The sequence below is a fragment of the Streptomyces sp. NPDC050287 genome (assembly GCF_044459385.1).
Classification (GTDB): Bacteria; Actinomycetota; Actinomycetes; order Streptomycetales; family Streptomycetaceae; genus Streptomyces.
In genome coordinates this window covers 135,629-159,289 of sequence record NZ_JBITIY010000016.1, presented here as the reverse complement: position 1 = coordinate 159,289, position 23,661 = coordinate 135,629, and the positions used below count along the sequence as shown (strand labels likewise).

The window sequence follows — 23,661 nt, the reverse complement described above, 5'->3', positions numbered from 1 at the left end:
GGGACACCCGAGGGATCCTCAGATGTCCGTCGGCAGGTTGCTCACTTCCGCGATGCCGCGCAGCTCGTCGTTGAGCTGCTGGCGTTCACGGATGTAGTCGGCGATCTCACCCAGGCGGACCGGGTCGGACGCGGTTGCCGCGTCGGTGACGACCCGGACCGGTCCGGTGTCGTCGATGTCCAGCTCGATCACCTCGTTGTCCAGCCGGCCGGTGACGGCGGTGGCGATGACCAGGGCCGCCTCGTCCCGGATCTCCTGGGAGAGCTCGTCGGTATGGGATTCGTCGAGTGCGAAGTCGAGTGCGGGCAGACGTTGTTCGTCGATGGCCCGAAGAACCGGTTCGACCACGCTGAGCAGCATCTCGTAGTCCTCGGTGTCCATACGGATGCGCAGCAGGCCGAGGTAGACGTCCACGGGCCGGCCGTCGGGCGGAAGCTCGGGTTCGTTCATCCTGTGCGGGTTCCCCCGGCAGCGCCGGTTCAGACCCGGCGCCAGCGTGCCATCGCGAACGAGAACAGACCGAACAGGACGAACCCGGCGGCGACGCACACGAGCAGCCACGGTCCCAGGGGCGTACCGGCGAACGAGCGGAGCGTGTCGTCCAGCCCCTTCGCCTTGTCGGGTTCGTAGTCGACGGCGGCGCGCACCGCGAAGCCGCCGGCGGCGGCGAACACCACGCCCCGGGCGATACCGCCGCCCACCCCGGTCACGTCGACCAGCTTCCGGGTGCGCGGGGACAGCTCCCCGAGCTTGAGCTTGTCGTGGTACTTGCGCAGCAGCGCGCGGGCGGCGATCCACACGCCGGCCACCACGATCCCGGCGCCGGCCGCACCCACGAGCCACTGTCCGGCGGGCGCCGCCAGAGCCCGGGCGGTGACGTCCTTGGACTGCTCGTCGCTGGATCCGCTGCCGCCCGAACCCGCCGCGAAGGACAGCACCGAGTAGGCGACGAACGAGTAGAAGACCACGCGCACCGCCGACAGCAGGCGTTTGCTCGCCTTACGGCCGTCGGGTCCCGCCGAGCCGAACAGGACCTCGGACAGCCGCCACAGAGCCATGCCGGCCAGGCCGACGCCGAGCGCCCACAGCAGGACGGCACCGAAGGGTTTCTCGGCGAGTTCGGCGAGGGCGCCGCCGCGGTCCGCCTGCTGCCTGCTGTCGGTGAAGGCGATCTGCAGTGCCAGGACGCCGACCAGCAGATAGATGACGCCTCGCGCGGTCAGTCCCGCTCGTGCGGCGCCCTCCACCGCCGATCCCCTCGCCATCCGGTGGGCCCGCATCCGGCCGGGACTTGCCGTGACACTCGTGTTCATGTCGACCTCCTGGAATCGGGGATGCCCCGGCCTCCGCCGGACACGCCCGGCGCGGACGGTGGTGTTCGACGGCACGTCCCGTGCGCGGGCTCACGACCGTCGCATCCTCAGGCCGCGAAGGGGTGCGGCCGAGGCCGTGCAGGTGCTCCAGGGCGTCCAGGACCACCGTGTGCTCGTGCCAGGCGAGCCATCGGCCGGTCTCGGCGCCGAGCTCGTCGAGCGCCTTGAGCTGGGCCTTCGTCAGTCCGGGCACGGGGTGGGCCAAGTGGGCCGAGACCATGCCCACGCACCGACCGGACGCCGTCGTCAGTGGAACGCTGTGGCAGACCCGGCTGCCCGCCGCGAGGATCGCCGCCCGGGCCGGTTCGGTGAAGACCGGGTCCGTCTCCACGTCGCGGACGGTGACCTGGGCGGCGTCCCGGGCGGCCTGCGCGCAGGCGGTGCCCTGCTCCCCCACGTGGGCGAAGAAGTCGACGAAGTCGCGGTCAGACCGGTGTGCCTCTCCAGGCACAGGCCACCGCGCACCGGGTCGGGCAGTGGCACGGTGCCCATGTCGGTGCCGGTCACGTCGAGCGTCCGGCTCAGTACGGCGCCGAGTACGGCGGTGCGGTGGCGGCCCCCGGGCCCGGCTCCCGCCACGAAGCTCACCGAGGGCTCCGGTTGGCGGACCCGGGACGGGAACCACAAGGTGTCCCGCGGGTCCGGGCGCGGGGCGCTCAGCAGCGCCCCGGCCAGGGTGCGCATCTTGACGTTGGACCGTTGGGACGCCCGCTGCGGCAGCGAGAACGCGCTCTCGGCGTCGGGCAGCGCGTATCGTTCCCGCAGCATGCCCTGGGCCTGCGCGATGAGCGGACGGACGCGGGCCCGGGCGCGCAGATCGCGCACCTCGGCCCGCAACCGCTCGAGTTCCTCCCGCTCCGTGCCGTCGTCGCCGCCGCCGACGACGCTCATCCGCATGCCGTCACTCGAATACCTGCGCGGTTTTGGGCTCCGGGGCGACCTCCAGCAGCCGGTGAGCGGTCTCCAGAGCCAGCCTCACATCGCGCGTCCCGGTCGACACGCACAGCGTGTAGGCGAGGTCGCGGGCCCGCGGACCGGGTCCGCTCGCACCGGCGGCCTCCTCGGCGGCCAGCGCCTCGTACTCGTCGACGAGTCCGCGCAGGAACGCGGGGTGGGGGATCAGCATCCGTTCTGCTCCTCCTTCACTCAGGCCTCACTCAGGCCACCCGCCCGCCCGGGCCACGGCCGTTCGCCCGCTGTCCCATCACCTCGTCGCGCACCCGGGCGCAGCTGCGGCTGATAAGGCGGGAGACATGCATCTGGGAGATGCCGAGCTGGTCGGCGATGCGGCTTTGGGTCATGTCCTCGAAGAAGCGCATGTAGAGGATGGCGCGCTCCCGCTCGGGCAGCCGGCGCAGGCCCTCCTTGGCGGACTCGCGGTCGACGACGGTGTCGTAGGAGGCGTCCGCGGCGCCCAGGGTGTCCACCAGGCTGTAGCCGTCGTCGCCGGCCGAGAGTTCGGCGTCCAGCGACAGGGTGCTGAAGCTTTCGAGGGCCTCCATCCCGGTGGCGACCTCGTCCTCGGTGAGTCCGGTGTGGGCGGCGATGTCGGCCGCCGACGGTTCCGGGGAGCCGGGGCTCTGGGTCAGTTCCCGGCGGGCCACGCGCACCTTGTTGCGCAGTTCCTGCACCCGGCGGGGCACCCGCAGCGCCCACATCCGGTCCCGGAAGTGCCGCTTGACCTCACCGGTGATGGTGGGCACGGCGTAGCTCTCGAAGGCGCCGCGTTCGGGTTCGAACCGGTCGATCGCCTTCACCAGTCCCAGCGCCGCCACCTGACGCAGGTCCTCGACGGACTCGCCGCGGTCGCGGAAGCGGCCGGCGATCCGGTGGGCCATGGGCAGCCAGGCGGTGACGAGTTCGTCGCGGACGGCGTCCCGCTCGGGACCGTCCTCCAGTTCCGCCATACGGGCGAACAGGGCGGCGGTGTCAGGGGCGTCGTCGTGCCGGCGCCGGTTCTGAGAGGTCTGCTGGCCGGACGCACCGGGACGGCTTGTCGACATATCGATGAGCATGCGGAATCGCTCCTGAGCGGTCGGTTCAGGGAATTGCCGCGGGAAGGTCGCTGCCCGGATGACCTGGAAGGGGCCCCGGAGCAGCCACACCACTCCCGCTGGCGCGCCTCCGGTCCGAAGCACGAAACTGCGTCTGCCCTGCCCTCCTGGGTGCAAACTCGGGTTCCGAAAACTCTTCAGGACAGGGGCACCATGGCGGTGATGCACTTACCGCCGGACGGCAGGTCGGTCACCCGGATGTCGTGGGCCAGCCTGCAGACGATGGGCCAGCCGTGGCCCCCGATCCGGCGCCGGCCCCGCCGGTCCACCGCGGGGGCGACGACCGGTACGTCGTCACTGCGGTCGCTCACCGACACGCGGACGTCGAGCCCCACCACGTCGACATGGAAGTCGGTGATGCCTCCGCCGTGCAGGATGGCGTTGGTGGTGAGTTCCGACGTGACGAGCAGGGCGTCGGAGAGGGCGTTCGCGTCGCACCGTGTGCGGGTGGCACGGCAGCGTTCGGTCACGGCCCGCTCCACGGCCCTGCGCGCCTCGGCCGGTTTGCACGGCCCGGCATGACCGCGCCGGTAGGCGGCGAACGGCTCGAGGGCGATTTCGGTCCCGTGCTGATCGCACATCCCTGTAACTCCCTGATCGCTGAAAGAAGGCGGCAGCCCGTTGCGGTCACATCCGCGGCGGTCCCGGCCGGGCACGGGCGCCTGGGTTCCGGCGGCTCCCCGCACCGCCGCAGCGGTCGTGCACCCTCGCTGCGCGGGCCCTGTGCAGGTCTCTCTCTTCCGGCTGACCTTTCCCCGGCCTGCCAAACCCCTCCTTCCGGGCGGGAAACGGGCCATCGTGGGGCGCTGAGCGGGTACGTGGATGCCATGACCGATGTGGTGGACTCAGACGAACTGCTGCGACGCATCCAGCGCGCCCGGGCCTGCGCGGAAGAGGAGGAGCGGGCCTGGAGGACCCGGCGCGAGACCCTCCGGCAGACCGATCCGGACGGGGCGCGTGACGCGGAGGTGCGCAGTGTGGCCTACGAGAGCGTGCTCCGGGTGCTGGACGAGATCGTGACTCCCGGCAAGCACGGCACGGAGGAGGCGTGAGAACCGGTGGACCGCCTGGTCACACGGCTGACTGAGCGACGGTCGCCGGGGCCGGTCACCCGCGCGGACTGATTGGCGGCCGGGGAGGGCGGGCACCCGCGCTCCATGACTGACCACACCCGCGCACCCGTTCTGGAAGCACTGGCCGACTATCACCGCGAGGGACGGCTGACGTTCGCGCCACCGGGTCACAAGCAGGCCCGGGGCGCGGACCCCGCGGTGCGGGAGGTCCTCGGGGACGCGGTCTTCCTCGGTGACGTGCTGGCCTCGGGCGGGCTCGACGACCGGCTCACCCGGGGCCGGGTGCTGGAACGCGCCGAGGAACTGATGGCCGACGCCGTCCACGCGAAGACCACGTTCTTCACCACGTGCGGCAGTTCCCTGTCCGTGAAGGCGGCGATGCTGGCCGTCGCGGGGCCGCACGAGAAGCTGCTGATCGGGCGGGACGCCCACAAGTCCGTAGTCTCGGGACTGATCCTGGCCGGGATCGAGCCCGTCTGGGTGGAGCCGCGGTGGGACGCCGAGCGGCACCTGGCCCATCCGCCGTCCGCCACCGAGTTCGACGCCGCCTTCGACGCCCATCCCGACGCCAAGGGCGCGCTGATCACCAGCCCGACGCCGTACGGCGCCTGTGCTGACCTGCGGGCGGTCGCCGAGGTGTGTCACCGCCGGTCGGTTCCGCTGATCGTGGACGAGGCCTGGGGCGCCCATCTGCCCTTCCACCCGGATCTGCCGTCCTGGGCGATGGACGCCGGCGCCGACATCTGCGTCACCAGCATCCACAAGATGGGCAGCGGTCTGGAGCAGGGTTCCGTCTTCCATCTGCGGGGCGATCTGGTCCCCGCCGAGCTGTTGCAGATGCGGGCCGACCTGCTGGGCACCACCAGCCCGTCGGTGCTGTTGTACGCGGGGCTCGACGGCTGGCGGCGCCAGATGGCCCTGCACGGCGAGGAGCTCATGGGCGGGGCGCTGGAGCTGGCCGCCGAGGTGCGGGCCGCCGTCGAGGAGATCGGCGGGATGCACGTCAACGACCGGAACGACTTCTGCGGTGCGGGGAAGGCCGACGACTTCGACCCGCTGCCCGGGGTCATCGATGTCGAGGCGCTCGGGATCACCGGGTACCAGGCGGCCGACTGGCTGCGCGAGCAACAGGGGATCGACGCGCACCTGAACGACCACCGGCGCATCGGCATGCAGATCACCCACGGTGACGACCATGAGACGGCCGGCCAACTGCTCCGCGCGCTGAAGGAGCTGGCGCAGGCCGCGCCCGACCTGCCCCCGGCACCGCGGGTGGAGGTACCGTCGCCGGGTGAGCTGCGGATGCCCCAGGCCCTGCTGCCCCGGGACGCCTTCTTCGGGCCCGCCGAGAACGTTCCGCTCTCCGAGGCAGCCGGCCGGGTCGCGGCGGAGATGATCACACCGTATCCGCCCGGGATCCCGGCGGTCCTGCCCGGCGAACGACTGACCGAGCCGGTGCTGCGGTACCTGCGCACCGGACGGGACTCGGGCATGAACCTTCCCGACGCGACCGACTCCGAGCTGGAGACGATCAGGGTGGTGCCCCGGAACGCCGAATGAAGAACGAGTGAAACAGGTCACGTGACCCGGATTCGGCTTCACGCCACCGCCATCGATGGTTTAGCGTTCATGCATACGTGGCCACGGAGTCGACGACATCAGTCCTCCGTGCGCCACCACCTACTGCCCTGGCTGGCCTCCCCCGTCCAGCCAGGGCTTTTTTCTGCCCTCGGCCGGATGGGGAGAGCAGCGGCGCGGCGGTCGGAGGACCAGGCGCCGGCCGGGCCCCGAGGAGGGCGTTCTCACCGGTGCCCAACGGCCGCGCTGTCCCAGGCTCTGGCCGGCCGCGGCTCTGGCTGTCTGAACGGGTACGCCGATCTGTACGGGTACACCGACGCCGCGCGCGGGGACTGGCAGATGCCGATCGAGGCGTTCGCCCGCCTCGGGGTGATCAGCGGCGCGGCGAGCGGGCCATCGGCCTGCGAGGCATCGCCGACCGTCCTGCCCGAGGGCGCTCGGGAGCTGTTCCGCGCACAGACCCACCGCGCGCTTGCGCCGGTGATCCTCGGCGCGCGGTGGCCGGTCCCGAGGGCCTGGCCCGGCTGGTCCGGCGGCGGCGCGTCGCGGACCGGAGCGCGGCTGCCCCCTCCCCTCCCCTCCCCGTGATCCACCGGGGCCCGGGGCGCCGGCCCCGTACCCGGCCACGCCGCTCGGTGCCGGTACGGCGCGGCACACGACCGTGCTGCGGCCTGCCTGCTCGTGCCGGGCTGCGGCGCCCTGGTCCTCGTACCGTCACCGCGGTACCCGCACACGACTGTCCAGCCCGAGCCGCCGCCCGCCGCCGAGAAATCCGCGACCGGTTCTCGCGCCGCCGAGGTGCCCCCGGCGCCGCCAGCCGCTGAAATGGGCGTAGGGAAGAACCGGAATCCGTCGCCGGCGAGGAGCCCCGTGTCATGACCAAAGCGATCAAACTGCTGACCGCCCTTCCGCCGCCGCAGCGCGGGCGTCTGATGGGGCTGGCCCGGGAGGTGTCCTTCCCCGAGGACACCCGGATCTTCGAGGCGGGCGGCACGGCCGACCGGTTCTGGGTCATCCGTTCCGGGGCGGTGTCGCTGACCCAGCAGGTGACGTCCCATCAGCGGGTGACCGTGGCGGGCCTCGGCGCGGGCGATCTGCTCGGCTGGTCGTGGCTCTTCCCGCCGTACCGGTGGGACTTCGGAGCGGAGGCCTTCAGCCCGGTGCGGGCCTACGAGTTCGACGCGGACTCGGTGCTCAGGCTGTGCGAGGAGGACCCGCAGCTGGGGGTGATCCTGGTGCGCACGGTGGCCGAGATCCTCGCGCACCGGCTGGAGACGACCCGGGGCAAGCTGCTGGAGCAGTACACGACGCGCCGGCGAGGCACCCTGTAGGGCCCCGGCCTCAGATGCGGTAGCGGCGCAGCGCCGGTATCGCGAAGGCGAGGCCCAGCATGGCGGCGATCACCAGGAGTCCGCCGCCGGCGACCGCCGTGCGGGCGCCGAAGACGGAGCCGGCCGTGCCGTGCAGGACGTCGGCCAGGCGCGGGCCGCCCGCGACGACGACGATGAAGGCGCCCTGCATCCGGCCGCGCATCTCGTCGGTCGCGGCGGACAGCAGGATCGCCCCGCGGAAGACCATGGAGACCATGTCGGCGACGCCGGCGACGGCCAGGAACACCACCGCGAGCCACAGGCTGTCCGTCAGTCCGAAGCCGGTGATGGCGGCGCCCCAGGCGACCACCGCCCCGATCACCATCCAGCCGTGCCGACGGGCCCGGGAGAAGGTGCCGGACAACAGGCCGCCGACCACCGCGCCGATGGGGACCGCCGCGAACAGCAGGCCGAGCGCGAGCCCTTCGCCGTAGGGGGCGTACGTCTGGGAGGCGAGCTGGGGGAACAGGGCGCGGGGCATGCCGAAGACCATCGCGATGATGTCGGCGAGGAAGGACAGCAGCAGCACCTTGCGGGCGGAGATGTAGCGGAAGCCGGCCACGATCTCCCGCACGCCGGCGCGGCGGGCCACCGCGGACGCCAGCGGGGGCAGCGAGGGCAGCTCGTGGACCGCCCACACGGTGACGCACAGCGCCAGGGCGTCGATGAGGTACAGCTCCGGCAGGCCGATGACGGGTATCAGGACACCGGCGAGCAGCGGTCCGACGACCTGTCCGGTCTCCAGGACGGTGGAGCCGAGGGCGTTGGCCGCGGGCAGTTGGTCCTCAGGTACCAGACGGGCGATGGAGGCGTTGCCTGCCGGGGCGTTCAGGCCCCAGAACGCCTGCTGGACGCCGAGCAGCACCATGAGGACGGCCACCGAGTCGAGCCCGCTGACGGCCTGCAGCCAGAACAGGACCGAGGTGACGGCGATGCCGCTGTTGGTGATCAGCAGCAGCTTGCGCCGGTCCATGGTGTCGGCGACCGCGCCGCCCCAGAGCGCGAACACGATCAGCGGCAGCAGTCCGGCGAGGCCGGCGGCGCCCACCCAGGCGGAGGATCCGGTGATGTCGTAGATCTGCTTGGGCACCGCGACGGCGGTGAGCTGGCTGCCGACGGCCGTGACGATCGTGGAGGACCACAGGCGGCGGTAGGCGGGGATGCGCAGGGGGCGGGTGTCCATGGCCCAGCGGCGCCAGCCGCGCCGGGGTGCTGCCACCGAGTCCGCGGCGGGTGCCTGCGGTTCGGTGCTGCTGCTCTCACTGGTGTCCACGGGCTTCCTGGCTGCTTGTTACATCTATCCGGTCGGGGGATCACTATCGCAGCGCTGTCCGGAGGTTCGGGACTCCACGTCTCAGATTCCGGACGTCAGGCCCCGGCCACGAGGGTGGCGCCGAGGACCAGCATCGTCGCGGCGATCAGACCGTCCAGGGCCCGCCAGGCGGCCGGACGGGCCAGGAAGCGGCCGAGCAGGCGGGCACCGAAGCCGAGCGCGGTGAACCAGCACAGGCTGGCGAACGCGGCGCCGAGCCCGAACGTCCAGCGCAGCGGGCCCCGGTCGGCGGCGACGGAACCGAGCAGGAAGACGGTGTCGAGGTAGACGTGCGGGTTGAGCCAGGTCATCGCCAGACAGGTGAGCACCGCCCGCCGCACCGACCCCTCCGCCTCGCCCTCGGTGCGCAGGGCACTGCCCGGCCGGAACACCCGACGCACGGCGAGGAGGCCGTAGCCGAGCAGGAACGCGCCGCCGATCCAGCCGATCGCGGTCAGTGCCCCCGGCCACGCGACCACCACGGCCCCTACGCCGCCCACGCCGAGGGCGATGAGGAAGGCGTCGGACAGGGCGCAGATGCCGACGACGGCGAGTACGGCGTGCCGGCGGACCCCCTGACGCAGGACGAAGGCGTTCTGGGCGCCGATGGCGACGATGAGGGAGAGCCCGGTGCCGAATCCGGCGGCCGCGGCGGTGAGGGAGGCGGTCATGACCTCGACGCTAAAGAAGCGATCACCGCTCGTACAGCTAAAGATTCTTACGTACCCTTAGCTGTCGTGATGATGACCGAGCTTCCCCTGGACCAGGTGCGGACACTGCTCGCGGTGGTGGACGAGGGCACGTTCGACGCGGCGGCGGCCGCCCTGCACGTGACGCCGTCGGCGGTGAGCCAGCGGGTGAAGGCCCTGGAGCAGCGCACGGGGCGGGTGTTGCTGGTGCGCACGAAGCCGGTGCGGCCGACCGGGTCCGGGGAGGTCGTCGTGCGGTTCGCCCGTCAGCTGGCCCGGCTGGAGCGGGACGCGCGCGCCGAGCTGGGCATGAGCGGCGCCGGGGAGCCGACGCGGGTGTCGGTCGCGGTGAACGCGGACTCCCTCTCGACCTGGTTCCTCGGCGCGCTCACGCGGGTCGCGGAGGAACCGCCGCTCTGTTTCGAGCTGCGGCGCGAGGACGAGACACGGACCGCCGAACTGCTGCGGGAGGGGCTGGTGATGGCCGCGGTGACCTCGTCGCCGGAGGCCGTGGCGGGCTGTTCGGTGCGCGCGCTGGGCCGGATGCGGTATCTGGCGGCGGCGAGCCCGGACTTCGCCGCCCGGCATCTGGGCGGACCGCTGCGGGACGCGCTCGCGGCGGCGCCGGTGCTGGTCTTCGACCGCAGCGACGACCTCCAGGACGCGTTCGTCCGCGGACTGCACGGCGGCCGGGGCGGGGCGAGCGGGGTACGGCGGCACTACGTTCCCGCCTCGGAGGGCTTCCTGGCCGCGGTGGTGGCAGGCCTGGGGTGGGGTCTGGTGCCGGAGGCGCAGGCGGAACCGCTGCTGCGGGCGGGCAGCCTGCTCCCCCTGGCGCCGGACCGGCCCGTCGACGTACCCCTGTACTGGCAGCAGTGGAAGCTCGACTCCCCGGCGCTGGCCGCGCTGGCGGAGGCGGTGAGGGCGACAGCGGCGGAGGCACTGCGGCCTGGCCCCTGATCACTCCCGTGTTCGTCTCCAGCCGGGCCCGCGCACTGTCCGGCAGCATCTCCTCCTGGCCGCCGGTGCCTTGACCGGCGCCGGCGTGCTCGGCCCGGAGGCCTTGCCGGCCCGCCCCTTCCCCGACCCGCCCACGGCGTACGGCACTTGCCCTGGAGCCTGCGCGAGTGACGCACGCCATATCTTCACGAGGTCTCACAGGGCTCGGCTGTTTCACCCCCGCATCGACAGGTGACCCGGAAGCGAGTAAGGCATCCCCGAGGGCACGTCCGACTTCGATCGCAGGTGACATTTCATGGAGAACTGGCGCGAACACGCCGCGTGCCGCCACGAGGACCCCGATCTCTTCTTCCCGATCGGCACCACCGGTCCGGCGCTGGTGCAGCAGGAGCAGGCGAAGGCGGTCTGCCGGCGCTGCCCGGTGCGGGAGCAGTGCCTGGAATGGGCGCTGGACACCGGTCAGTCCATCGGCGTGTGGGGCGGCACGAGCGAGAACGAACGCCGTGCGCTGAAGCGGCGCGCGGCCGCCCGGAGGCGCTCCGGGTGACACGGTGACGTGAGGGGGCCCGGTGCCGTCCGGCACCGGGCCCCCTCACGTGCGCGTCAGCCGCCGGTGCGGCGCAGCGGACCCCAGGAGCTCTCCTGCCGCTCCACCGTGTCCCGCGCCTCGTCGATCACCCGGGGGTCGATCCAGCACACCGGCCGCACGTCCGCGACCAGCGGTTCGTTGTCGGGCCCGCGGCCGTTCTCCCGTCCCCGCAGGGCCCAGGGACGGACGCCGGGGCCCTTCTCGTGGGGCAGGTGCGAGTAGTCGTACAGCCGACGGGCCACCCACACCTCGACGGGGCGGCCCTGCCACCACTCCTCGACGTCGAGCGGGTTGGCGGACAGTCCCGGCATCGGCACGCCGGTCAGGTCGTCGGTGCTGGACACGTCCGCGAGGTCGGTCTCCGGTCCCCGTGACCAGCGGACGTACATGCCCTGGTGCCGCTCGACCAGTTCGGTGAACTCGGCGAGTGTGCGTACGACCGGCAGGTCGTCCGATACGCCCATGTCGTGACCTCCCTCTTCGTGCTCGCGCGCTGACGGAGTACCCGTCCGGGCAGGAACGGAATCAGGCAGGCCGCTACCGCTCCGGTACGCCGGGCAGCCGCATAGTGAAGACGCTTCCGGTGCCCGGTTCGCTGGCCACGTCGACGGTGCCGCCGTGCCCCGCGACCAGGTGGCGGACGATCGGCAGGCCGAGGCCGCTGCCGCCGGTGCGACGGCTGCGGGACTTCTCCGCGCGCCAGAACCGGTCGAAGACGTGCGGCAGGTCCTCGGCCGCGATGCCGGTGCCGGTGTCGGTGACCTCCAGCAGTACGTCACCGTCACCCTCGCCGCCGCCGTCGCTGTCCCGGCGGGCGGACAGGGTGACGGTGCCGCCGGCGGGGGTGTGGCGCAGCGCGTTGGAGACCAGGTTTCCCAGCGCCTGCCGCATCCGGACCGGGTCGGCCTCCAGCCACGGCGTGCCGTCCACGGTGGTGCGCAGGGTGACGCCGCCCGCGTCGGCCGCGACCCGGTGGGCCGCGGCGACCTGGTCGAGGAGGTCCTGGCAGCGCACGGGCTCCGGGTGCAGGCGCAGCGTGCCGGCGTCGGCGTCGGCGAGGTCACGCAGGTCGTCGATGACCCGCTGGAGTACGAGGGCCTCGTCGTGCAGGGCGGCGAGCAGGGCCGGGTCGGGGGCGACGACGCCGTCGCGGGTGACCTCCAGCCAGCCGCGGATGTTGGTGAGCGGGCTGCGCAGTTCGTGGGCGATGTCGCTGACCATCGCCCTGCGCTGGGACTCCAGGCGTTCGCGGCGCTCGGTCAGTTCGTTGAAGGCGGCGGCCAGGATGCCGGTCTCGTCCCGGGTGGTGACGGGGACGCGGACATGCAGCTCGGGCGGCTGCTGGGCCGCCTCGGTCAGTGCGCGCAGCGGCCGTACCAGCCGGGTGGCGACCACCGCGGTCACGGCGACGGTGACGGCGAGAACGAGCCCGGCGGTGCCGAAGATCTTGGTCTTGTTCGCCGGGGACATGTCGAACCGGACAGCGGGGGTGTCCCCGCCGCCGCCCAGGAACAGCTGCGCGACGGGGGCGACGTACGGGTCGAGCTGGGCGCGGCGGGCGGCGTCGAGGCAGCGCTGGGCCGCACGGGCGACCCTGGACTCCTGCTCGGCGAGCCTGGGCGCGTAGCTCGGGACTCCCAGGGTCGGGCTGCTGGTGTCCGCCCCGAGGAACAACGGCGTCCCGGGGTCCAGACCCGCCCGGGTCAGACAGCCGCGAGCGCTCTTCCGAAGCGCGGTCAGCGCCTTCTTCTCGGTGGGCGTCGCCGAGTTGAACACTCCGTCGGCACACGCGTCCGGCACATAGCCGGGGTCGGTGCTGCCGTCCGTCACGGTGAGGACCGGACGGCCGCTCGGCATACGGGTCAGATCCAGGTCGATGCCGAAGCGGGCGAAACAGCTCTGCCGTTTCCGGGCCAGGGCGTCGAGCTTCTCGCGTTCCGGCGCCGTGAGCCGGTACGGGCCCACCACCCGGGGGTCGGTGCCGCTGCGCTGGGCGCCGCGCTCGGTGTAGGTGTCGGTGCGCAGCGGGTCGACGGTGGCGGCGGCGGTCAGCGGCAGGGCGGTGCCACGCGGCGCGGAGTCGGCGACGACGGTGCGGTCGGCGCGGGCCAGGGCGATGCGCCGGCCCGTCTTCGCGGACAGCTCCCGCACGGTCTCCCGCACTCCCCGCCAGTCGGGATGGGTGGCGGCGTAGCCGCTGAGCCGGGCGAGGACGTCCATGTCGTCGGCGAGGACCTGTCCCTGCTCCTCCCGCAGCGCGCGGGTGGTGGTCTCCACGGCCAGCCAGGCGGTCGCCGCGACGGAGCACACCGCGATCAGGCCGGAGGCGATGAGCAGACGGACCAGCAGCCGTTTGCGCAGGGGTATCCAGCCGCTCATCCGCGGCCGCCGCTGAGCTTGTAGCCGACACCGAAGACGGTCAGCAGCCGGGTCGGGCGGCGCGGGTCGGTCTCTATCTTGCGCCGCAGGTTCATGACATGGACGTCTACGGCCCGTTCGGTGGAGGCCCGGTCGGTGCCCCGGGTGACCTCCAGCAACTGCCGTCGGGAAAAGACCCGTTCGGGTTCGCCGGCCATCGCGAGCAGGATCTCGAACTCGGCCGGTGTGCACTCCACGAGCGCACCCTCGCAGCGCACCTCGTGCCGTACCGGGTCGACCGTGACTCCCCCGGCACGGACGACGGGATCCTCCCGCCGGTCGGCGACCGCGCGTCCGCTGCGCCGCAGGACGGTGCGGATGCGGGCCATCAGTTCGCGCGGGCTGTAGGGCTTGGTCATGTAGTCGTCGGCGCCGAGTTCCAGCCCCAGCAGGACGTCGTCCTCGGCGGTGCGGGCGGTGAGCATCAGGACCGGGATGTCGTCGTCCTGCCGCAGCACCCGGCACACGCCGAAGCCGTCGATCACCGGCAGCATCAGGTCCAGGACGACGAGGTCCGGCCGGAGCCGGCGGGCCGCGTCCAGGGCGGCCCGGCCGTCGTGGACCACGGTGGCGGTGTGCCCCTCCGCCAGCAGGGACCGGCGGATGAGTTCGGCCTGCATCTCGTCGTCCTCGGCGACCAGCACATGTGCGCACACGCGGCGGATCCTAAGCGGTTGGGGGGACTTCGGCCGACTCAGCGGGCCAGGGAGGCGGCGTCGCCCATGACGACGACGGGGTGGCGGTCGGGGTCCAGCGTCCGCAGCAGCTGCTTCATCTGCGGCTCGGCGAGGCTGACGCAGCCGTGGGTGGGGCCGCCGTGGTCGACGTGCAGCCAGATGCCGCCGCCGCGGCCCGCGCCGAGGGGCCGGGTCCAGTCCAGCGGGGACGTGCCGGGCTCGCGGTTGTAGTTGATGGCGATCACATAGTCGAAGGACCCGGCGAGCGGCTCGCCCTCGAAGCCCGTGCCGGGTGAGGTGAACGCTCCGGATCGGTCGTACGGCAGCCGGCTACCGGGGTCGCGCAGCAGGCCGCCGGCGTCGGTGAGCGTGAAGACGCCGATCGGGGTGCGCAGGTCACCGGCCGTGTGGTGGTCGCTCCAGCCCTTGAGCGCGTTGTGCGCGGGCCAGCTGACGCCGGCCTGCCAGCCGGCCGCGGTGCGCTCGTACAGGACGACGGTGGACGTCGGGGAGTCCTTGTCCCGCCCGGTCACCACGACGGCCTGGCGGGTGCGGGAGGGCACTTGCGCCAGGGTCTTCGGTCCCAGCCCGGGCAGCTCCTGCGGGAGCGCCTCGACCGACGCGTCGGGCGAGCCGGGAGACGAGGGCGCGGACGGCATCGAGCCCCGGGTCGCGAGGGTGCTCGTCTCCCCGGCGGCCCCCGGCCGGTGGTCCTGGACCGCGGCCGCGCCGCCGCCGCATCCGGTGAGCAGCAGGGACGCGGCCAGCAGCGCGGCGGGAGGTGTGCGTCTGATCATGGTTCGACCTTGACCGAGACTTGTGAGGAACTGGTCAGGTTCATGGGCTTGTTCGACTGTCGGCTGTTCAAACTGCCGGCTGTTCAAACTGCCGGCCGCTTCGGGGGGTCGGCCTGTTCGGGTGTCAGGTGTCCCAACCCTCGGCTTGTTGGGTGCCGGCCTGTTCGGGCTACGGGGTGGCCGGCTTGCCCGGGGTGTAGAGCCAGGTGTGGAACAGGGCGTCCAGGTCCTTGCCCGACAGCCGCTCGGACAGGCGCACGAACTGGGGGGTCGTGCCGTGGCCGTCGCGGTGTTCGGTGGCCCAGGTCCGCAGGATGCGGGAGAACGTCCGGTCGCCGACGGCCTTGCGCAGGGCGTGCAGGGCCATGGCGCCGCGGGCGTAGACAGGGGTGCCGAAGATGTTCGCGCCGCTGCCGGGGTCGCCGGGCGGGAACGCCCACAGGTCGTCGTCCGCGGGGCGCTGGTAGAGCTCGTCGAAGGTCCGCTGCGCGCTCTTCCCGCCGTGCTGTTCGCTGTACAGCCACTCGGCGTAGGTCGCGAAGCCCTCGTTGAGCCAGATCTCCTTCCACGAGGTGAGGGAGACGGAGTCACCGAACCACTGGTGGGCGTTCTCGTGGACGAGGGTGCTCAGGTCGGGCGCCGAGTCGTACACGGGCCGGGTCTGGGTCTCCAGCGCGTAACCGACGTTCGGGGCCCGGTCGACGATCGATCCGGCGGCGCGGAAGGGGTAGGGCCCGAAGAGCTTGCTCTCCCATTCCAGGACGGACGGCAGCTGCTTGAGGACGGGCGCGGCGGCGGAGGCCTCGCGGGGGTCGACGGCGTTGTAGACCTGGACGCCGTCGCGGGTGGTGTACCGCTCCGTCTTGAAGGTGCCGACGGTGGCCGTGGCCAGGTAGGCGGCCATTGGTTCGCTCTGCCGCCAGCGGAAGGTGGTCTTCCCCCGCGCGGTCCGCGCGCCGAGGAACACGCCGTTGGCGACGGCGGTCTTGCCTTCGGGGACCGTGATCGTGAAGTCGTACGACGACTTGTCCGTGGGGTGGTTGTTGCTCGGGAACCAGGTCATGGCACCCTGCGGCTCCCCGGCGACGAACGCGCCGTCGTCGGTGGGGATCCAGCCGTCCAGCGAGCCGTCGGGGTCGGTGACCGGGGCGGGTGTGCCGTCGTAGGTGACCGTGACCTGGAACCGCCGGCCCTCGCACAGGGCGTGGCGCGGGGTGACGACGAGTTCCTGGCCGTCGCGCCGGTACTCCGCCTTGGCGTGGTCGACCGTGAGGCCGGTGACCCTGAGCCCGCTGAAATCGAGGTCGAAGCGGGTGAGCCGCTGGGTCGCGCGGGCGGTGAGGACCGCTTTCCCGGAAAGGTGGCGGCTGCCGGGGTCGTAACGGAGCGTCAGGCCGTAGTGGCCGACACGGTAGCCGCCGTTGCCGGCGAGCGGGAAGTACGGGTCACCGACGCCGGAGGCGCCGAGGGGGCCCGCCGCGGCGGGTCCCGCTGCGGCGAGCAGGGCCGCGAGGGCGACGGGGACGGTGACGATCACGGCCTCGCGACGGAGTACCGCGGTGCGCCTGACGGACGGTCTCACGTGGGCTCCTACGGGTGGGGGTGCCAACAGCCTCAGGCTAAGGGCCACTTCTTCCCGTATCGACCTTGACCGGGTCAAGTCCCGTCGCGTCGCCCGTCGTGTCCGGAACCGGGCGATACGCTCCCCGGGAACCGTTTCTCCGCCCGGGAAAGGCCCCGCCCGTGAGTGTGCGCGTCCGTCGCGTCTACGAACCGCCCGAGCCGGACGACGGCGTCCGCGTCCTGGTCGACCGGCTGTGGCCGCGCGGCCTGAAGAAGGAGGCGGCCCGTGTGGACGAGTGGCCCAAGGCGCTCACCCCGTCCACCGAGCTGCGCCGCTGGTACCACGCGGGCGAGGGGTCGTACGAGGAGTTCGCCGAGCGGTACGAGGCGGAGCTGGCCGCTCCACAGGCGGCTGAACTCCTCGGCCACGTACGTGAGTTGGCCACCCGGGGCACGGTCACGCTGCTGACCGCCGCCACGTCACCCGAGGAGAGTCACACTTCTGTCCTGGCCCGCCTCCTGCAGACATGAGGAGACGGACCAGGCGTAAGCAGACGGGGCCCGGCGTGAGCAGACAGACGGGCGATGGCCTCCTGCTCGGCAACGCGGACGCGGGCGCGTCCGTGTCGTCGGCAACGCGGACGCGGGCGTCACCGGGCGTGCGCATACGGGACCAGGCCTGAGGCGACGGGTCCGCCGATGTCAGGCCGTCTGCCGGGCGGCCGCCCGTCCCGCCGTCCGGCCGGAGAACAGGCAGCCGCCGAGGAAGGTGCCCTCCAACGCGTTGTAGCCGTGGACGCCGCCGCCGCCGAAGCCGGCCACCTCGCCCGCCGCGTACAGACCGTCGATCGGCGTGCCGTCGGTGCCCAGGGCGCGCGAGTCGAGGTCGGTCTGGATGCCGCCGAGGGTCTTGCGGGTCAGGGTGTGCAGCTTGACGCCGATGAGCGGGCCGGCCGCCGGGTCGAGGATGCGGTGCGGGGTGGCGACCCGGCCGAGGCGGTCGCCGATGTAGCGGCGGGCGTTGCGGATGCCCTGCACCTGGGCGTCCTTGCTGTAGGCGTTGGCGATCTGGAGGTCGCGGGCCTCGATCTGGCGCCGGATCTCGGCCGCGTCGAGGAGCGCCTTGTCGGTCAGCCCGTTCATCTTCTCCACGAGCTGCTCCAGGTTCGGGGCGGTCACGAAGTCCGCGCCCTTGCGCAGGAAGGCGTCCACCGGCCCCGGCGCCCCCTTGCCGAGCACCCGCTCCTTCAGGAACCCGGCGCGGTCCTTTGCGGTGATGTCGGGGTTCTGCTCGGAGCCGGAGAGCGCGAACTCCTTCTCGATGATTTTCTGGCTGAGGATGAACCAGGAGTGGTCGTGGCCGGCGATGTCCTCGGTGGTGCGCAGGTACTTGAGGGTGCTGAGGGTGTCGTAGCCGGGAAGGCAGGGCTCGGGCAGCCGGCGGCCCAGGGCGTCGAACCACATCGAGGACGGGCCGGGCAGGATGCGGATGCCGTGGCCGGGCCAGATCGGGTCCCAGTTCTGCAGGCCCTCGGTGTAGTGCCACATGCGGTCGCGATTGACCAGGCGCACACCGGCGCCGGCGCTGATGTCGAGCATCCGGCCGTCGACGTAGGCGGGCACGCCGGTGACCATCTCGGCGGGCGGGGTGCCGAGGCGTTCGGGCCAGTAGCGGCGGACGATCTCGTGGTTGGCGCCGATGCCGCCGGTGGTGACGACGACAGCCTGGGCGGTGAGTTCGAAGTCGCCGACGCGCTCGCGGGTGGAGGCGACGCCCCGGGGCGAGTGGTCCTCGGCCAGCACGGTGCCGCGCACACCGCGCGCCGCGCCCTCCTCGACGACCAGTTCGTCGACCTGGTGACGGTGGTAGAAGGTGAGCAGCCCCTCGCGCGCGGCCTGCTTGGCGTGGTGGACGAAGGGCTCGACGACGCCGGTGCCGGTGCCCCAGGCGATGTGGAAGCGGGGGACGGAGTTGCCGTGTCCGTCGGCCCGCAGATCACCGCGTTCGGCCCAGCCGACGGTGGGCAGGAAGCTGATCCCGTGCCCCTGGAGCCAGGACCTCTTCTCCCCCGCCGCGAACTCGACGTAGGCGCGTGCCCAGCGCACCGCCCAGGAGTCCTCGTCGTCGATACGGTCGAACTGCGCGCTGCCCTGCCAGTCGTTCCAGGCGAGGTCGAAGGAGTCCTTGACGCCCAGGCGGCGCTGCTCCGGGGAGTCGACGAGGAACAGGCCGCCGAAGGACCAGAACGCCTGTCCTCCGAGATTGGCGGCGTTCTCCTGGTCGACCAGCGCGACCCGGCGGCCCCGGCTGGTGAGTTCGTGTGCCGCGACCAGGCCCGCGAGCCCGGCTCCGACGACGATGACGTCCGCGTCCATGGCGACCGTTGCCCTTCTCATTGGGGTCTCATTCGGGGGTGCCGCTGCCGTCGGTCAGCAGGGCGGTGAGCAACTGCCCCAGCCAGCCGCGGGCGTGTTCGACGTCCCGGTCCAGCAGCAGTTGGGTGGTGACGCCGTCGTAGGCGGCGACGACCGCGCGGGCGGCGCCGCCGACGTCGCCGAGCACGGCGGGCAGCGCGGTGGGCCCGGTGGCCCGGGCGAGCCGGTCCTCGATCGCCCGCCGCAGCCGCTCCCGGTGCTCCAGCAGGGTCTGGGCCACGGCCGGGTCGCGGGCGGCGTGGACCAGGAAGTCGGTCTTCACCAGCAGCCAGTCCACGTCGAGCAGCAGCACGTCGGTGACCCGGGCCACGGACGCCGTTACGTCGAGTTCGGGCCCGTCGAGGGCGAGCGCCTCGGCCACCTGCTCGGCGATCAGGGCGGCCCGCTGCCGGTAGAGGGCGAAGAACAGTTCGTCCAGGCTGCCGAAGTTCGAGTAGAAAGCGCCGCGGCTGTAGCCGGCCGCGTCACAGACCTCCTCGATGGAGACCCGCCCGAAGCCCTTGGCCGCGAAGACCGCGAACGCCGCGTCCAGGAGGTTGGCCCGCGTGCGGACCCGCCGCCTGGTGACGCGCCTGTTCGTCTGCTCCACCGCCATGTCCGGCCCTCCGTTCGATACAGGAATGTATCCGATACATGGATGTATCGAAAGTGCCGCTCAGCGGAAGGGACACGATATAGGAACAGGTATTCGATTAAGGGGTACACTGGATTCATGACCAGGCATCTCCAGGGCTCCCTCTTCGACCAGACCGACGAGCTGAGGCTCGGCTCTCTCGACGGGATCCGCCGGACCGCGCTCGGCCTGGGCGCCTGGATCGACGTCGTGCCCGGCTGGCTGAGCGGATCCGATGCCCTGTTCGAACACCTGGCCGCCGAAGTGCCCTGGCACGCGGAGCGCCGGAAGATGTACGACCAGGTCGTCGACGTACCACGCCTGCTGGCCTTCTACGGCGCGGGCGACCCGCTGCCGCACCCCCTGCTGACCGAGGCACGCGAGATGCTGTCCGCGCACTACGCCGAGGAGCTGGGCGAACCCTTCACCACGGCCGGACTGTGCTACTACCGCGACGGCCGGGACAGCGTCGCCTGGCACGGGGACCGGACCGGGCGGGGCGCGCACGAGGACACGATGGTCGCGATCCTCTCCGTGGGCACCCCCCGGGACCTGCTGCTGCGGCCGGCGCGCGGCGGCGACACGGTCCGGCGGCCCCTGGGACACGGCGACCTGATCGTGATGGGCGGCTCCTGCCAGCGCACCTGGGAGCACTCCGTACCGAAGACCACCCGCGCCGCGGGGCCGCGCATCAGCATCCAGTTCCGCCCGCACGACGTGCACTGACCCACCAGGACGGCGTGTCCCGGGGCGGAGAGGCGGCTGCTTCGGACGCGCGCGGGGGCTGCCTCCGGCGGATCGTGCCGGAGGCAGCCTCACGACCGCCATGGCAACGTCCGACGTCATGATCACCGCGGCGCCGTCCGGCCGCACCGCCGCCGCGCCGCCCTGTGACACGGGGCAGGCCCGGCCAGGCGCCGTCGCCCGCGAACGGCGGCTGCGGCCGCGCACCGGTCCACGGCGCCAACTCGCCCAGGACCGGGGCCCGTTCGCGCGCCACAGGGTGCACGCCCGCTGTTCGGCCGGTAACCGGACCCGCCGACTCCGCCCGTCTCCCCGTCTGCTTTGCTGTCCCCGTTCGAGCAGGGACCTCACACCCGGGACGATCATGCGGCCAGCTGTGCAGCAAGTAGCCGACGGCGCCTATCTGGTGCACGGCAGCAACACCAACTGGGTGATCCTCACCGAGGGGGACAGCGCGACGCTGGTCGACACCGGCTACCCCGGCGACCGGGAGCAAGTCCTCGCCTCCCTCGCGGAGGTGGGCGGTTCACCGGAGGCCGTGGAGGCGGTGCTGATCACCCACGCGCACAACGACCACCTGGGCTCCGCCGAGTACCTGCGCGGCGCGTACGGCATGCCCGTGTATCTGCACGAGGCCGAAGTGCCGCACGCCCGGCGGGAGTTCCTGCACCAGGTGAATGTCGGGACCGTCCTGAGGAACGGCTGGCGGCCGGGTGTCCTGCCGTGGGCCGTGCACGCGATCCGCGCGGGCGGCACCGCCCATGTACCGGTCACCTCTCCGCAGCCGTTCCCGACGGCGGGTCCGCTCGACCTGCCCGGCCGGCCCGTGCCGGTCCACACGCCCGGCCACACCGACGGTCACGCCGCCTACCACCTCCCGGACCGCGGCATCGTGATCTCGGGCGACGCCCTGGTCAGCGGTCACCCGACCTCCCGGACCAAGGGCCCCCAGCTGCTGCCCGACATGTTCCACCACGAGCGGACCCGCGCCGTGGCCTCGTTGGAGGTGTTCGAGGGGCTGGAGGGCGACCTGCTGCTGCCCGGTCACGGTCCCGTGCACCGCGGTCCGGTCCGTGAAGCGGCTCTTCAGGCCAGGGAGCGCGCCCTTTAAGGTGAGGTGACGATCACCGGCGAGGCGGCAGCACGCCACAGGCGACAAAGGACACCCGACCCATGGCCCTGCAGATCAGCGCGACCAACCCGGAGCATCCCGCGCTCCTGCTCGAACTGCCGTGGCACCTCCCCCTGGAGGAGTGGCCCGACGAGTACCTGGTGCCGCTGCCACGCGGTATCTCCCGCCACGTCGTGCGCTACGCCCGCGCCGGCGACGAGGTGATCGCCGTCAAGGAGCTCGCCGAACGCCCGGCGCTGCGCGAGTACGAGCTGCTGCGCGACCTGGACCGGCTCGGCATCCCCGCGGTCGACCCGCTGGCCGTGGTCACCGGACGCGTGGACGCCGACGAAGCCCCGCTCGAGCCGGTGCTGATCACCCGGCACCTGGGTGGCTCGATGCCGTACCGGTCGATGTTCGAGACGACCATGCGGCCCGCCACCATGCACCGGCTGATGGACGCGCTGGCGGTGCTGCTGGTACGGCTGCACCTCGCCGGGTTCGCCTGGGGCGACTGCTCGCTGTCGAACACGCTGTTCCGGCGGGACGCGGGCGCCTACGCCGCGTATCTGGTGGACGCGGAGACCGGTGACCTGCACCCGCAGCTCAGCGGCGGGCAGCGCGACTACGACCTGGAGCTGGCCCGGGTGAACATCAGCGGCGAACTGCTCGACCTGGAGGCGTCCGGGGCGCTGCACCCGTCCGTGGACCCGATCGAGTTCGGCATGGAGATCTGCGCCCGCTACGGGGGCCTGTGGGAGGAGCTGACCCGCAGGTCCGTCTACCCGGCGGGCAAGTACCAGTACATCGAGCGCCGCATCCGCCGCCTGAACGAACTCGGTTTCGACGTGGCCGAGATGCAGATCGAGCATTCCTCCAACGGCGACACGGTCACCTTCGTGCCCAAGGTGGTGGACGCGGGACATCACCAGCGCCAGTTGCTGCGGCTGACCGGCCTGGACACCGAGGAGAACCAGGCCCGCCGGCTGCTCAACGACCTGGAGAGCTGGATGGCCACCCAGGACGACTACGCGCCGGGCGACCCGCTGGCGGCCCGCCCGGAGGTGCTCGCCCACCGCTGGGTGCGGGACGTGTTCCGCCCCACCGTGCGGGCCGTGCCACTGGAGCTGCGCGGCTCGATGGATCCGGCGGAGATCTACCACCAGCTGCTGGAGCACCGCTGGTACCTGTCCGAGCGGGCGCAGCACGACATCGGACTGGACACGGCGGTGGACGACTACATCAAGAACATCCTCCCCAAGGCGCGCGAGACGCTCCAGCCCAGCCCTGTCGCCGCCGCCGACTGACGGTCCCGGACCGAACGCGTCGGCCGACTCAGGCAGGCGGCACCACGGCCACCGGGCAGCCGGCGTGGTGCAGCACGCCGTGGGCCACCGATCCGATGCGGGCGCCGACCGCCGTACGGTGGGCGCGGCGCCCCACGACCATCAACTGGGCCGTCTGGGCCGCCGACAGCAGCACCTGCCCGGCGCTGCCCAGCTCCACGTGCGCGACGACCGGCACCTCGGGGAAGCGGTCCCGCCACGGCTCCAGCGCCGCGGCCAGGGCCCTGTCCTCGTACGGCTCCAGTCCGCCGGCCTCGTCGAGGAGCTTGAGGGAGCCTGGGCTGTAGGCGAAGACCGGCGGCAAAGTCCAGGCCCGTACCGCGCGCACCGTCGCACCGCGCGCCGCGGCCGTCTCGAACGCGAACCGCAGCGCCTCGGCGCTGTCCTCGGGCTCGCCCTGCTGGCCCACCACGATCTCGCGGCCCGCCGCCTCGGCCGCGGGCTCGTCACCGGCGCGCACCAGGACGACCGGCCGGGTGGCCTCGACGATCACCTGCTGACCCACCGATCCGAGCAGGAAGCCCATGACCCGACCGTGCCCGCGCGAGCCGAGGACCAGCATCTCGGCCTCATCCGCGGCCGCGACCAGCGTCTCGGCGTCGGCGCCCTCGATCACATCGGTGGACACCTCCAGCTCCGGGTGGCGCTCGGTGACGGTCCGGGCGGCCTCTCCGACCGCCTCCTTGGCCCAGCCGATCTGGACCTCCGGGTCCGCCGCCTCGATCGCCTCGTGCGCCTGGTACCGCCAGGCGTGCACCACCCGCAGCGCCAGCTTCCGGCGGACCGCCTCCCGGGCCGCCCAGGCCAGCGCGGCCAGACTCTCCTCGGTTCCGTCGACCCCTGCCGTGATCGGGCGCGTCATGCTCTCCGTCCTCCCTGCCTCGTGGTCCCGTGACCGGAACCCAGTCTTCACCACGCTGACGACATGACGTCGCACGTGGAACAGGTCGTCGTGGAC

Annotated in this window: 26 protein-coding genes; 10 read left to right on the top strand and 16 right to left on the bottom strand. The window is 72.4% G+C overall.

What is annotated here, in order from left to right:
- Positions 1-18 precede the first annotated feature (18 nt).
- The 6 genes from ACIBK3_RS39700 to ACIBK3_RS39675 all read right to left on the bottom strand — a co-directional run bounded on the left by ACIBK3_RS39700 (position 19) and on the right by ACIBK3_RS39675 (position 4,008).
- Entirely contained in the window at positions 19-450 is a 432-nt protein-coding gene (locus ACIBK3_RS39700; RefSeq protein ID WP_399372853.1) for a hypothetical protein, read from the bottom strand.
- Between the two features lie 29 nt (positions 451-479).
- Positions 480-1,313, bottom strand: a complete 834-nt coding sequence (locus ACIBK3_RS39695) for a DUF1206 domain-containing protein (protein WP_399372851.1) — start codon at positions 1,311-1,313, stop codon at positions 480-482.
- 306 nt (positions 1,314-1,619) lie between these two features.
- Complete coding sequence (locus tag ACIBK3_RS39690) at positions 1,620-2,270, bottom strand: ANTAR domain-containing protein (RefSeq protein ID WP_399372850.1); 651 nt, start codon at positions 2,268-2,270, stop codon at positions 1,620-1,622.
- 4 nt (positions 2,271-2,274) lie between these two features.
- On the bottom strand, positions 2,275-2,499 hold the full coding sequence (locus ACIBK3_RS39685) for a DUF5133 domain-containing protein (protein WP_399372848.1): 225 nt from the start codon (positions 2,497-2,499) through the stop codon (positions 2,275-2,277).
- Positions 2,500-2,530: 31 nt separating this feature from the next.
- On the bottom strand, positions 2,531-3,388 hold the full coding sequence (locus tag ACIBK3_RS39680) for a SigB/SigF/SigG family RNA polymerase sigma factor (RefSeq protein ID WP_399372846.1): 858 nt from the start codon (positions 3,386-3,388) through the stop codon (positions 2,531-2,533).
- A gap of 176 nt (positions 3,389-3,564) precedes the next feature.
- On the bottom strand, positions 3,565-4,008 hold the full coding sequence (locus tag ACIBK3_RS39675) for an ATP-binding protein (RefSeq protein WP_399372844.1): 444 nt from the start codon (positions 4,006-4,008) through the stop codon (positions 3,565-3,567).
- A 246-nt stretch (positions 4,009-4,254) separates the two neighbouring features.
- Here ACIBK3_RS39675 and ACIBK3_RS39670 point away from each other — a divergent pair, with 246 nt between their 5' ends.
- From ACIBK3_RS39670 to ACIBK3_RS39655, 4 genes are all read left to right on the top strand, one after another.
- A complete protein-coding gene (locus ACIBK3_RS39670; RefSeq protein ID WP_030939829.1) occupies positions 4,255-4,479 on the top strand; it encodes a hypothetical protein in 225 nt (74 codons plus the stop codon).
- A gap of 105 nt (positions 4,480-4,584) precedes the next feature.
- The gene (locus ACIBK3_RS39665; protein WP_399372842.1) at positions 4,585-6,060 is read left to right on the top strand and encodes an aminotransferase class I/II-fold pyridoxal phosphate-dependent enzyme; all 1,476 of its coding nucleotides are present in this window, start codon (positions 4,585-4,587) and stop codon (positions 6,058-6,060) included.
- 357 nt (positions 6,061-6,417) lie between these two features.
- Positions 6,418-6,666, top strand: a complete 249-nt coding sequence (locus tag ACIBK3_RS39660; protein WP_399372840.1) for a hypothetical protein — start codon at positions 6,418-6,420, stop codon at positions 6,664-6,666.
- A 287-nt stretch (positions 6,667-6,953) separates the two neighbouring features.
- Positions 6,954-7,409: a cyclic nucleotide-binding domain-containing protein gene (locus ACIBK3_RS39655; protein WP_399372838.1), complete on the top strand. Its 456-nt coding sequence runs from the start codon at positions 6,954-6,956 to the stop codon at positions 7,407-7,409.
- A gap of 10 nt (positions 7,410-7,419) precedes the next feature.
- Here the strand turns inward: ACIBK3_RS39655 and ACIBK3_RS39650 are convergent, their stop codons facing one another.
- Positions 7,420-8,721 (bottom strand): MFS transporter, encoded by a 1,302-nt coding sequence (locus tag ACIBK3_RS39650; RefSeq protein WP_399372837.1) that lies wholly within the window; start codon positions 8,719-8,721, stop codon positions 7,420-7,422.
- Between the two features lie 95 nt (positions 8,722-8,816).
- Positions 8,817-9,431, bottom strand: coding sequence for a LysE/ArgO family amino acid transporter (locus ACIBK3_RS39645; protein ID WP_399372835.1), 615 nt, complete (start codon positions 9,429-9,431; stop codon positions 8,817-8,819).
- 69 nt (positions 9,432-9,500) lie between these two features.
- Between ACIBK3_RS39645 and ACIBK3_RS39640 the strand changes: the two genes are divergently transcribed.
- Complete coding sequence (locus ACIBK3_RS39640) at positions 9,501-10,409, top strand: LysR family transcriptional regulator ArgP (protein WP_399372900.1); 909 nt, start codon at positions 9,501-9,503, stop codon at positions 10,407-10,409.
- 295 nt (positions 10,410-10,704) lie between these two features.
- Positions 10,705-10,956, top strand: coding sequence for a WhiB family transcriptional regulator (locus ACIBK3_RS39635; RefSeq protein ID WP_030676081.1), 252 nt, complete (start codon positions 10,705-10,707; stop codon positions 10,954-10,956).
- Positions 10,957-11,012: 56 nt separating this feature from the next.
- On the opposite strand, the gene ACIBK3_RS39630 is transcribed toward ACIBK3_RS39635, so the two are convergent.
- The 5 genes from ACIBK3_RS39630 to ACIBK3_RS39610 form a co-directional block, all read right to left on the bottom strand.
- Entirely contained in the window at positions 11,013-11,462 is a 450-nt protein-coding gene (locus ACIBK3_RS39630; RefSeq protein WP_399372833.1) for a DUF6098 family protein, read from the bottom strand.
- A gap of 73 nt (positions 11,463-11,535) precedes the next feature.
- Positions 11,536-13,377: a sensor histidine kinase gene (locus ACIBK3_RS39625; protein WP_399372831.1), complete on the bottom strand. Its 1,842-nt coding sequence runs from the start codon at positions 13,375-13,377 to the stop codon at positions 11,536-11,538.
- A complete protein-coding gene (locus tag ACIBK3_RS39620; protein WP_399372830.1) occupies positions 13,374-14,072 on the bottom strand; it encodes a response regulator in 699 nt (232 codons plus the stop codon). Before ACIBK3_RS39620 ends, ACIBK3_RS39625 begins: the two co-directional genes overlap by 4 nt.
- A 38-nt stretch (positions 14,073-14,110) precedes the next feature.
- The gene (locus ACIBK3_RS39615; RefSeq protein WP_399372829.1) at positions 14,111-14,890 is read right to left on the bottom strand and encodes a L,D-transpeptidase family protein; all 780 of its coding nucleotides are present in this window, start codon (positions 14,888-14,890) and stop codon (positions 14,111-14,113) included.
- Between the two features lie 169 nt (positions 14,891-15,059).
- Entirely contained in the window at positions 15,060-16,472 is a 1,413-nt protein-coding gene (locus ACIBK3_RS39610) for a M1 family metallopeptidase (protein ID WP_399372828.1), read from the bottom strand.
- A gap of 161 nt (positions 16,473-16,633) precedes the next feature.
- Here ACIBK3_RS39610 and ACIBK3_RS39605 point away from each other — a divergent pair, with 161 nt between their 5' ends.
- Positions 16,634-16,984 carry a DUF488 domain-containing protein gene (locus ACIBK3_RS39605; protein WP_399372827.1) on the top strand — a complete coding sequence of 117 codons (351 nt, stop codon included), beginning with the start codon at positions 16,634-16,636 and terminating at the stop codon, positions 16,982-16,984.
- 171 nt (positions 16,985-17,155) lie between these two features.
- Here ACIBK3_RS39605 and ACIBK3_RS39600 read toward each other — a convergent pair whose 3' ends face one another.
- Entirely contained in the window at positions 17,156-18,829 is a 1,674-nt protein-coding gene (locus tag ACIBK3_RS39600; protein WP_399372899.1) for an FAD-binding dehydrogenase, read from the bottom strand.
- Between the two features lie 28 nt (positions 18,830-18,857).
- Positions 18,858-19,484: a TetR/AcrR family transcriptional regulator gene (locus ACIBK3_RS39595; protein ID WP_399372826.1), complete on the bottom strand. Its 627-nt coding sequence runs from the start codon at positions 19,482-19,484 to the stop codon at positions 18,858-18,860.
- Between the two features lie 117 nt (positions 19,485-19,601).
- On the opposite strand from ACIBK3_RS39595, the gene ACIBK3_RS39590 reads away from it, so the two are divergent.
- The 3 genes from ACIBK3_RS39590 (at position 19,602) to ACIBK3_RS39580 (ending at position 22,664) form a co-directional block, all read left to right on the top strand.
- Positions 19,602-20,228, top strand: coding sequence for an alpha-ketoglutarate-dependent dioxygenase AlkB (locus ACIBK3_RS39590; protein WP_399372824.1), 627 nt, complete (start codon positions 19,602-19,604; stop codon positions 20,226-20,228).
- A 382-nt stretch (positions 20,229-20,610) separates the two neighbouring features.
- A complete protein-coding gene (locus tag ACIBK3_RS39585; RefSeq protein WP_399372823.1) occupies positions 20,611-21,357 on the top strand; it encodes an MBL fold metallo-hydrolase in 747 nt (248 codons plus the stop codon).
- Positions 21,358-21,419: 62 nt separating this feature from the next.
- On the top strand, positions 21,420-22,664 hold the full coding sequence (locus tag ACIBK3_RS39580) for a DUF4032 domain-containing protein (RefSeq protein WP_399372822.1): 1,245 nt from the start codon (positions 21,420-21,422) through the stop codon (positions 22,662-22,664).
- Between the two features lie 28 nt (positions 22,665-22,692).
- Here ACIBK3_RS39580 and ACIBK3_RS39575 read toward each other — a convergent pair whose 3' ends face one another.
- Complete coding sequence (locus ACIBK3_RS39575; RefSeq protein ID WP_399372821.1) at positions 22,693-23,565, bottom strand: universal stress protein; 873 nt, start codon at positions 23,563-23,565, stop codon at positions 22,693-22,695.
- Positions 23,566-23,661: the final 96 nt, after the last annotated feature.

What these genes read in the sequence shown, in the direction of transcription:
- ACIBK3_RS39700 (WP_399372853.1), bottom strand. Translation starts at nt 450, where the DNA reads ATGAACGAACCCGAGCTTCCGCCCGACGGCCGGCCCGTGGACGTCTAC.
- ACIBK3_RS39695 (WP_399372851.1), bottom strand. Translation starts at nt 1,313, where the DNA reads ATGAACACGAGTGTCACGGCAAGTCCCGGCCGGATGCGGGCCCACCGG.
- ACIBK3_RS39690 (WP_399372850.1), bottom strand. Translation starts at nt 2,270, where the DNA reads ATGCGGATGAGCGTCGTCGGCGGCGGCGACGACGGCACGGAGCGGGAG.
- ACIBK3_RS39685 (WP_399372848.1), bottom strand. Translation starts at nt 2,499, where the DNA reads ATGCTGATCCCCCACCCCGCGTTCCTGCGCGGACTCGTCGACGAGTAC.
- ACIBK3_RS39680 (WP_399372846.1), bottom strand. Translation starts at nt 3,388, where the DNA reads ATGCTCATCGATATGTCGACAAGCCGTCCCGGTGCGTCCGGCCAGCAG.
- ACIBK3_RS39675 (WP_399372844.1), bottom strand. Translation starts at nt 4,008, where the DNA reads ATGTGCGATCAGCACGGGACCGAAATCGCCCTCGAGCCGTTCGCCGCC.
- ACIBK3_RS39670 (WP_030939829.1), top strand. Translation starts at nt 4,255, where the DNA reads ATGACCGATGTGGTGGACTCAGACGAACTGCTGCGACGCATCCAGCGC.
- ACIBK3_RS39665 (WP_399372842.1), top strand. Translation starts at nt 4,585, where the DNA reads ATGACTGACCACACCCGCGCACCCGTTCTGGAAGCACTGGCCGACTAT.
- ACIBK3_RS39660 (WP_399372840.1), top strand. Translation starts at nt 6,418, where the DNA reads ATGCCGATCGAGGCGTTCGCCCGCCTCGGGGTGATCAGCGGCGCGGCG.
- ACIBK3_RS39655 (WP_399372838.1), top strand. Translation starts at nt 6,954, where the DNA reads ATGACCAAAGCGATCAAACTGCTGACCGCCCTTCCGCCGCCGCAGCGC.
- ACIBK3_RS39645 (WP_399372835.1), bottom strand. Translation starts at nt 9,431, where the DNA reads ATGACCGCCTCCCTCACCGCCGCGGCCGCCGGATTCGGCACCGGGCTC.
- ACIBK3_RS39640 (WP_399372900.1), top strand. Translation starts at nt 9,501, where the DNA reads ATGATGACCGAGCTTCCCCTGGACCAGGTGCGGACACTGCTCGCGGTG.
- ACIBK3_RS39635 (WP_030676081.1), top strand. Translation starts at nt 10,705, where the DNA reads ATGGAGAACTGGCGCGAACACGCCGCGTGCCGCCACGAGGACCCCGAT.
- ACIBK3_RS39630 (WP_399372833.1), bottom strand. Translation starts at nt 11,462, where the DNA reads ATGGGCGTATCGGACGACCTGCCGGTCGTACGCACACTCGCCGAGTTC.
- ACIBK3_RS39625 (WP_399372831.1), bottom strand. Translation starts at nt 13,377, where the DNA reads ATGAGCGGCTGGATACCCCTGCGCAAACGGCTGCTGGTCCGTCTGCTC.
- ACIBK3_RS39615 (WP_399372829.1), bottom strand. Translation starts at nt 14,890, where the DNA reads ATGATCAGACGCACACCTCCCGCCGCGCTGCTGGCCGCGTCCCTGCTG.
- ACIBK3_RS39600 (WP_399372899.1), bottom strand. Translation starts at nt 18,829, where the DNA reads ATGGACGCGGACGTCATCGTCGTCGGAGCCGGGCTCGCGGGCCTGGTC.
- ACIBK3_RS39595 (WP_399372826.1), bottom strand. Translation starts at nt 19,484, where the DNA reads ATGGCGGTGGAGCAGACGAACAGGCGCGTCACCAGGCGGCGGGTCCGC.
- ACIBK3_RS39590 (WP_399372824.1), top strand. Translation starts at nt 19,602, where the DNA reads ATGACCAGGCATCTCCAGGGCTCCCTCTTCGACCAGACCGACGAGCTG.
- ACIBK3_RS39585 (WP_399372823.1), top strand. Translation starts at nt 20,611, where the DNA reads ATGCGGCCAGCTGTGCAGCAAGTAGCCGACGGCGCCTATCTGGTGCAC.
- ACIBK3_RS39580 (WP_399372822.1), top strand. Translation starts at nt 21,420, where the DNA reads ATGGCCCTGCAGATCAGCGCGACCAACCCGGAGCATCCCGCGCTCCTG.
- ACIBK3_RS39575 (WP_399372821.1), bottom strand. Translation starts at nt 23,565, where the DNA reads ATGACGCGCCCGATCACGGCAGGGGTCGACGGAACCGAGGAGAGTCTG.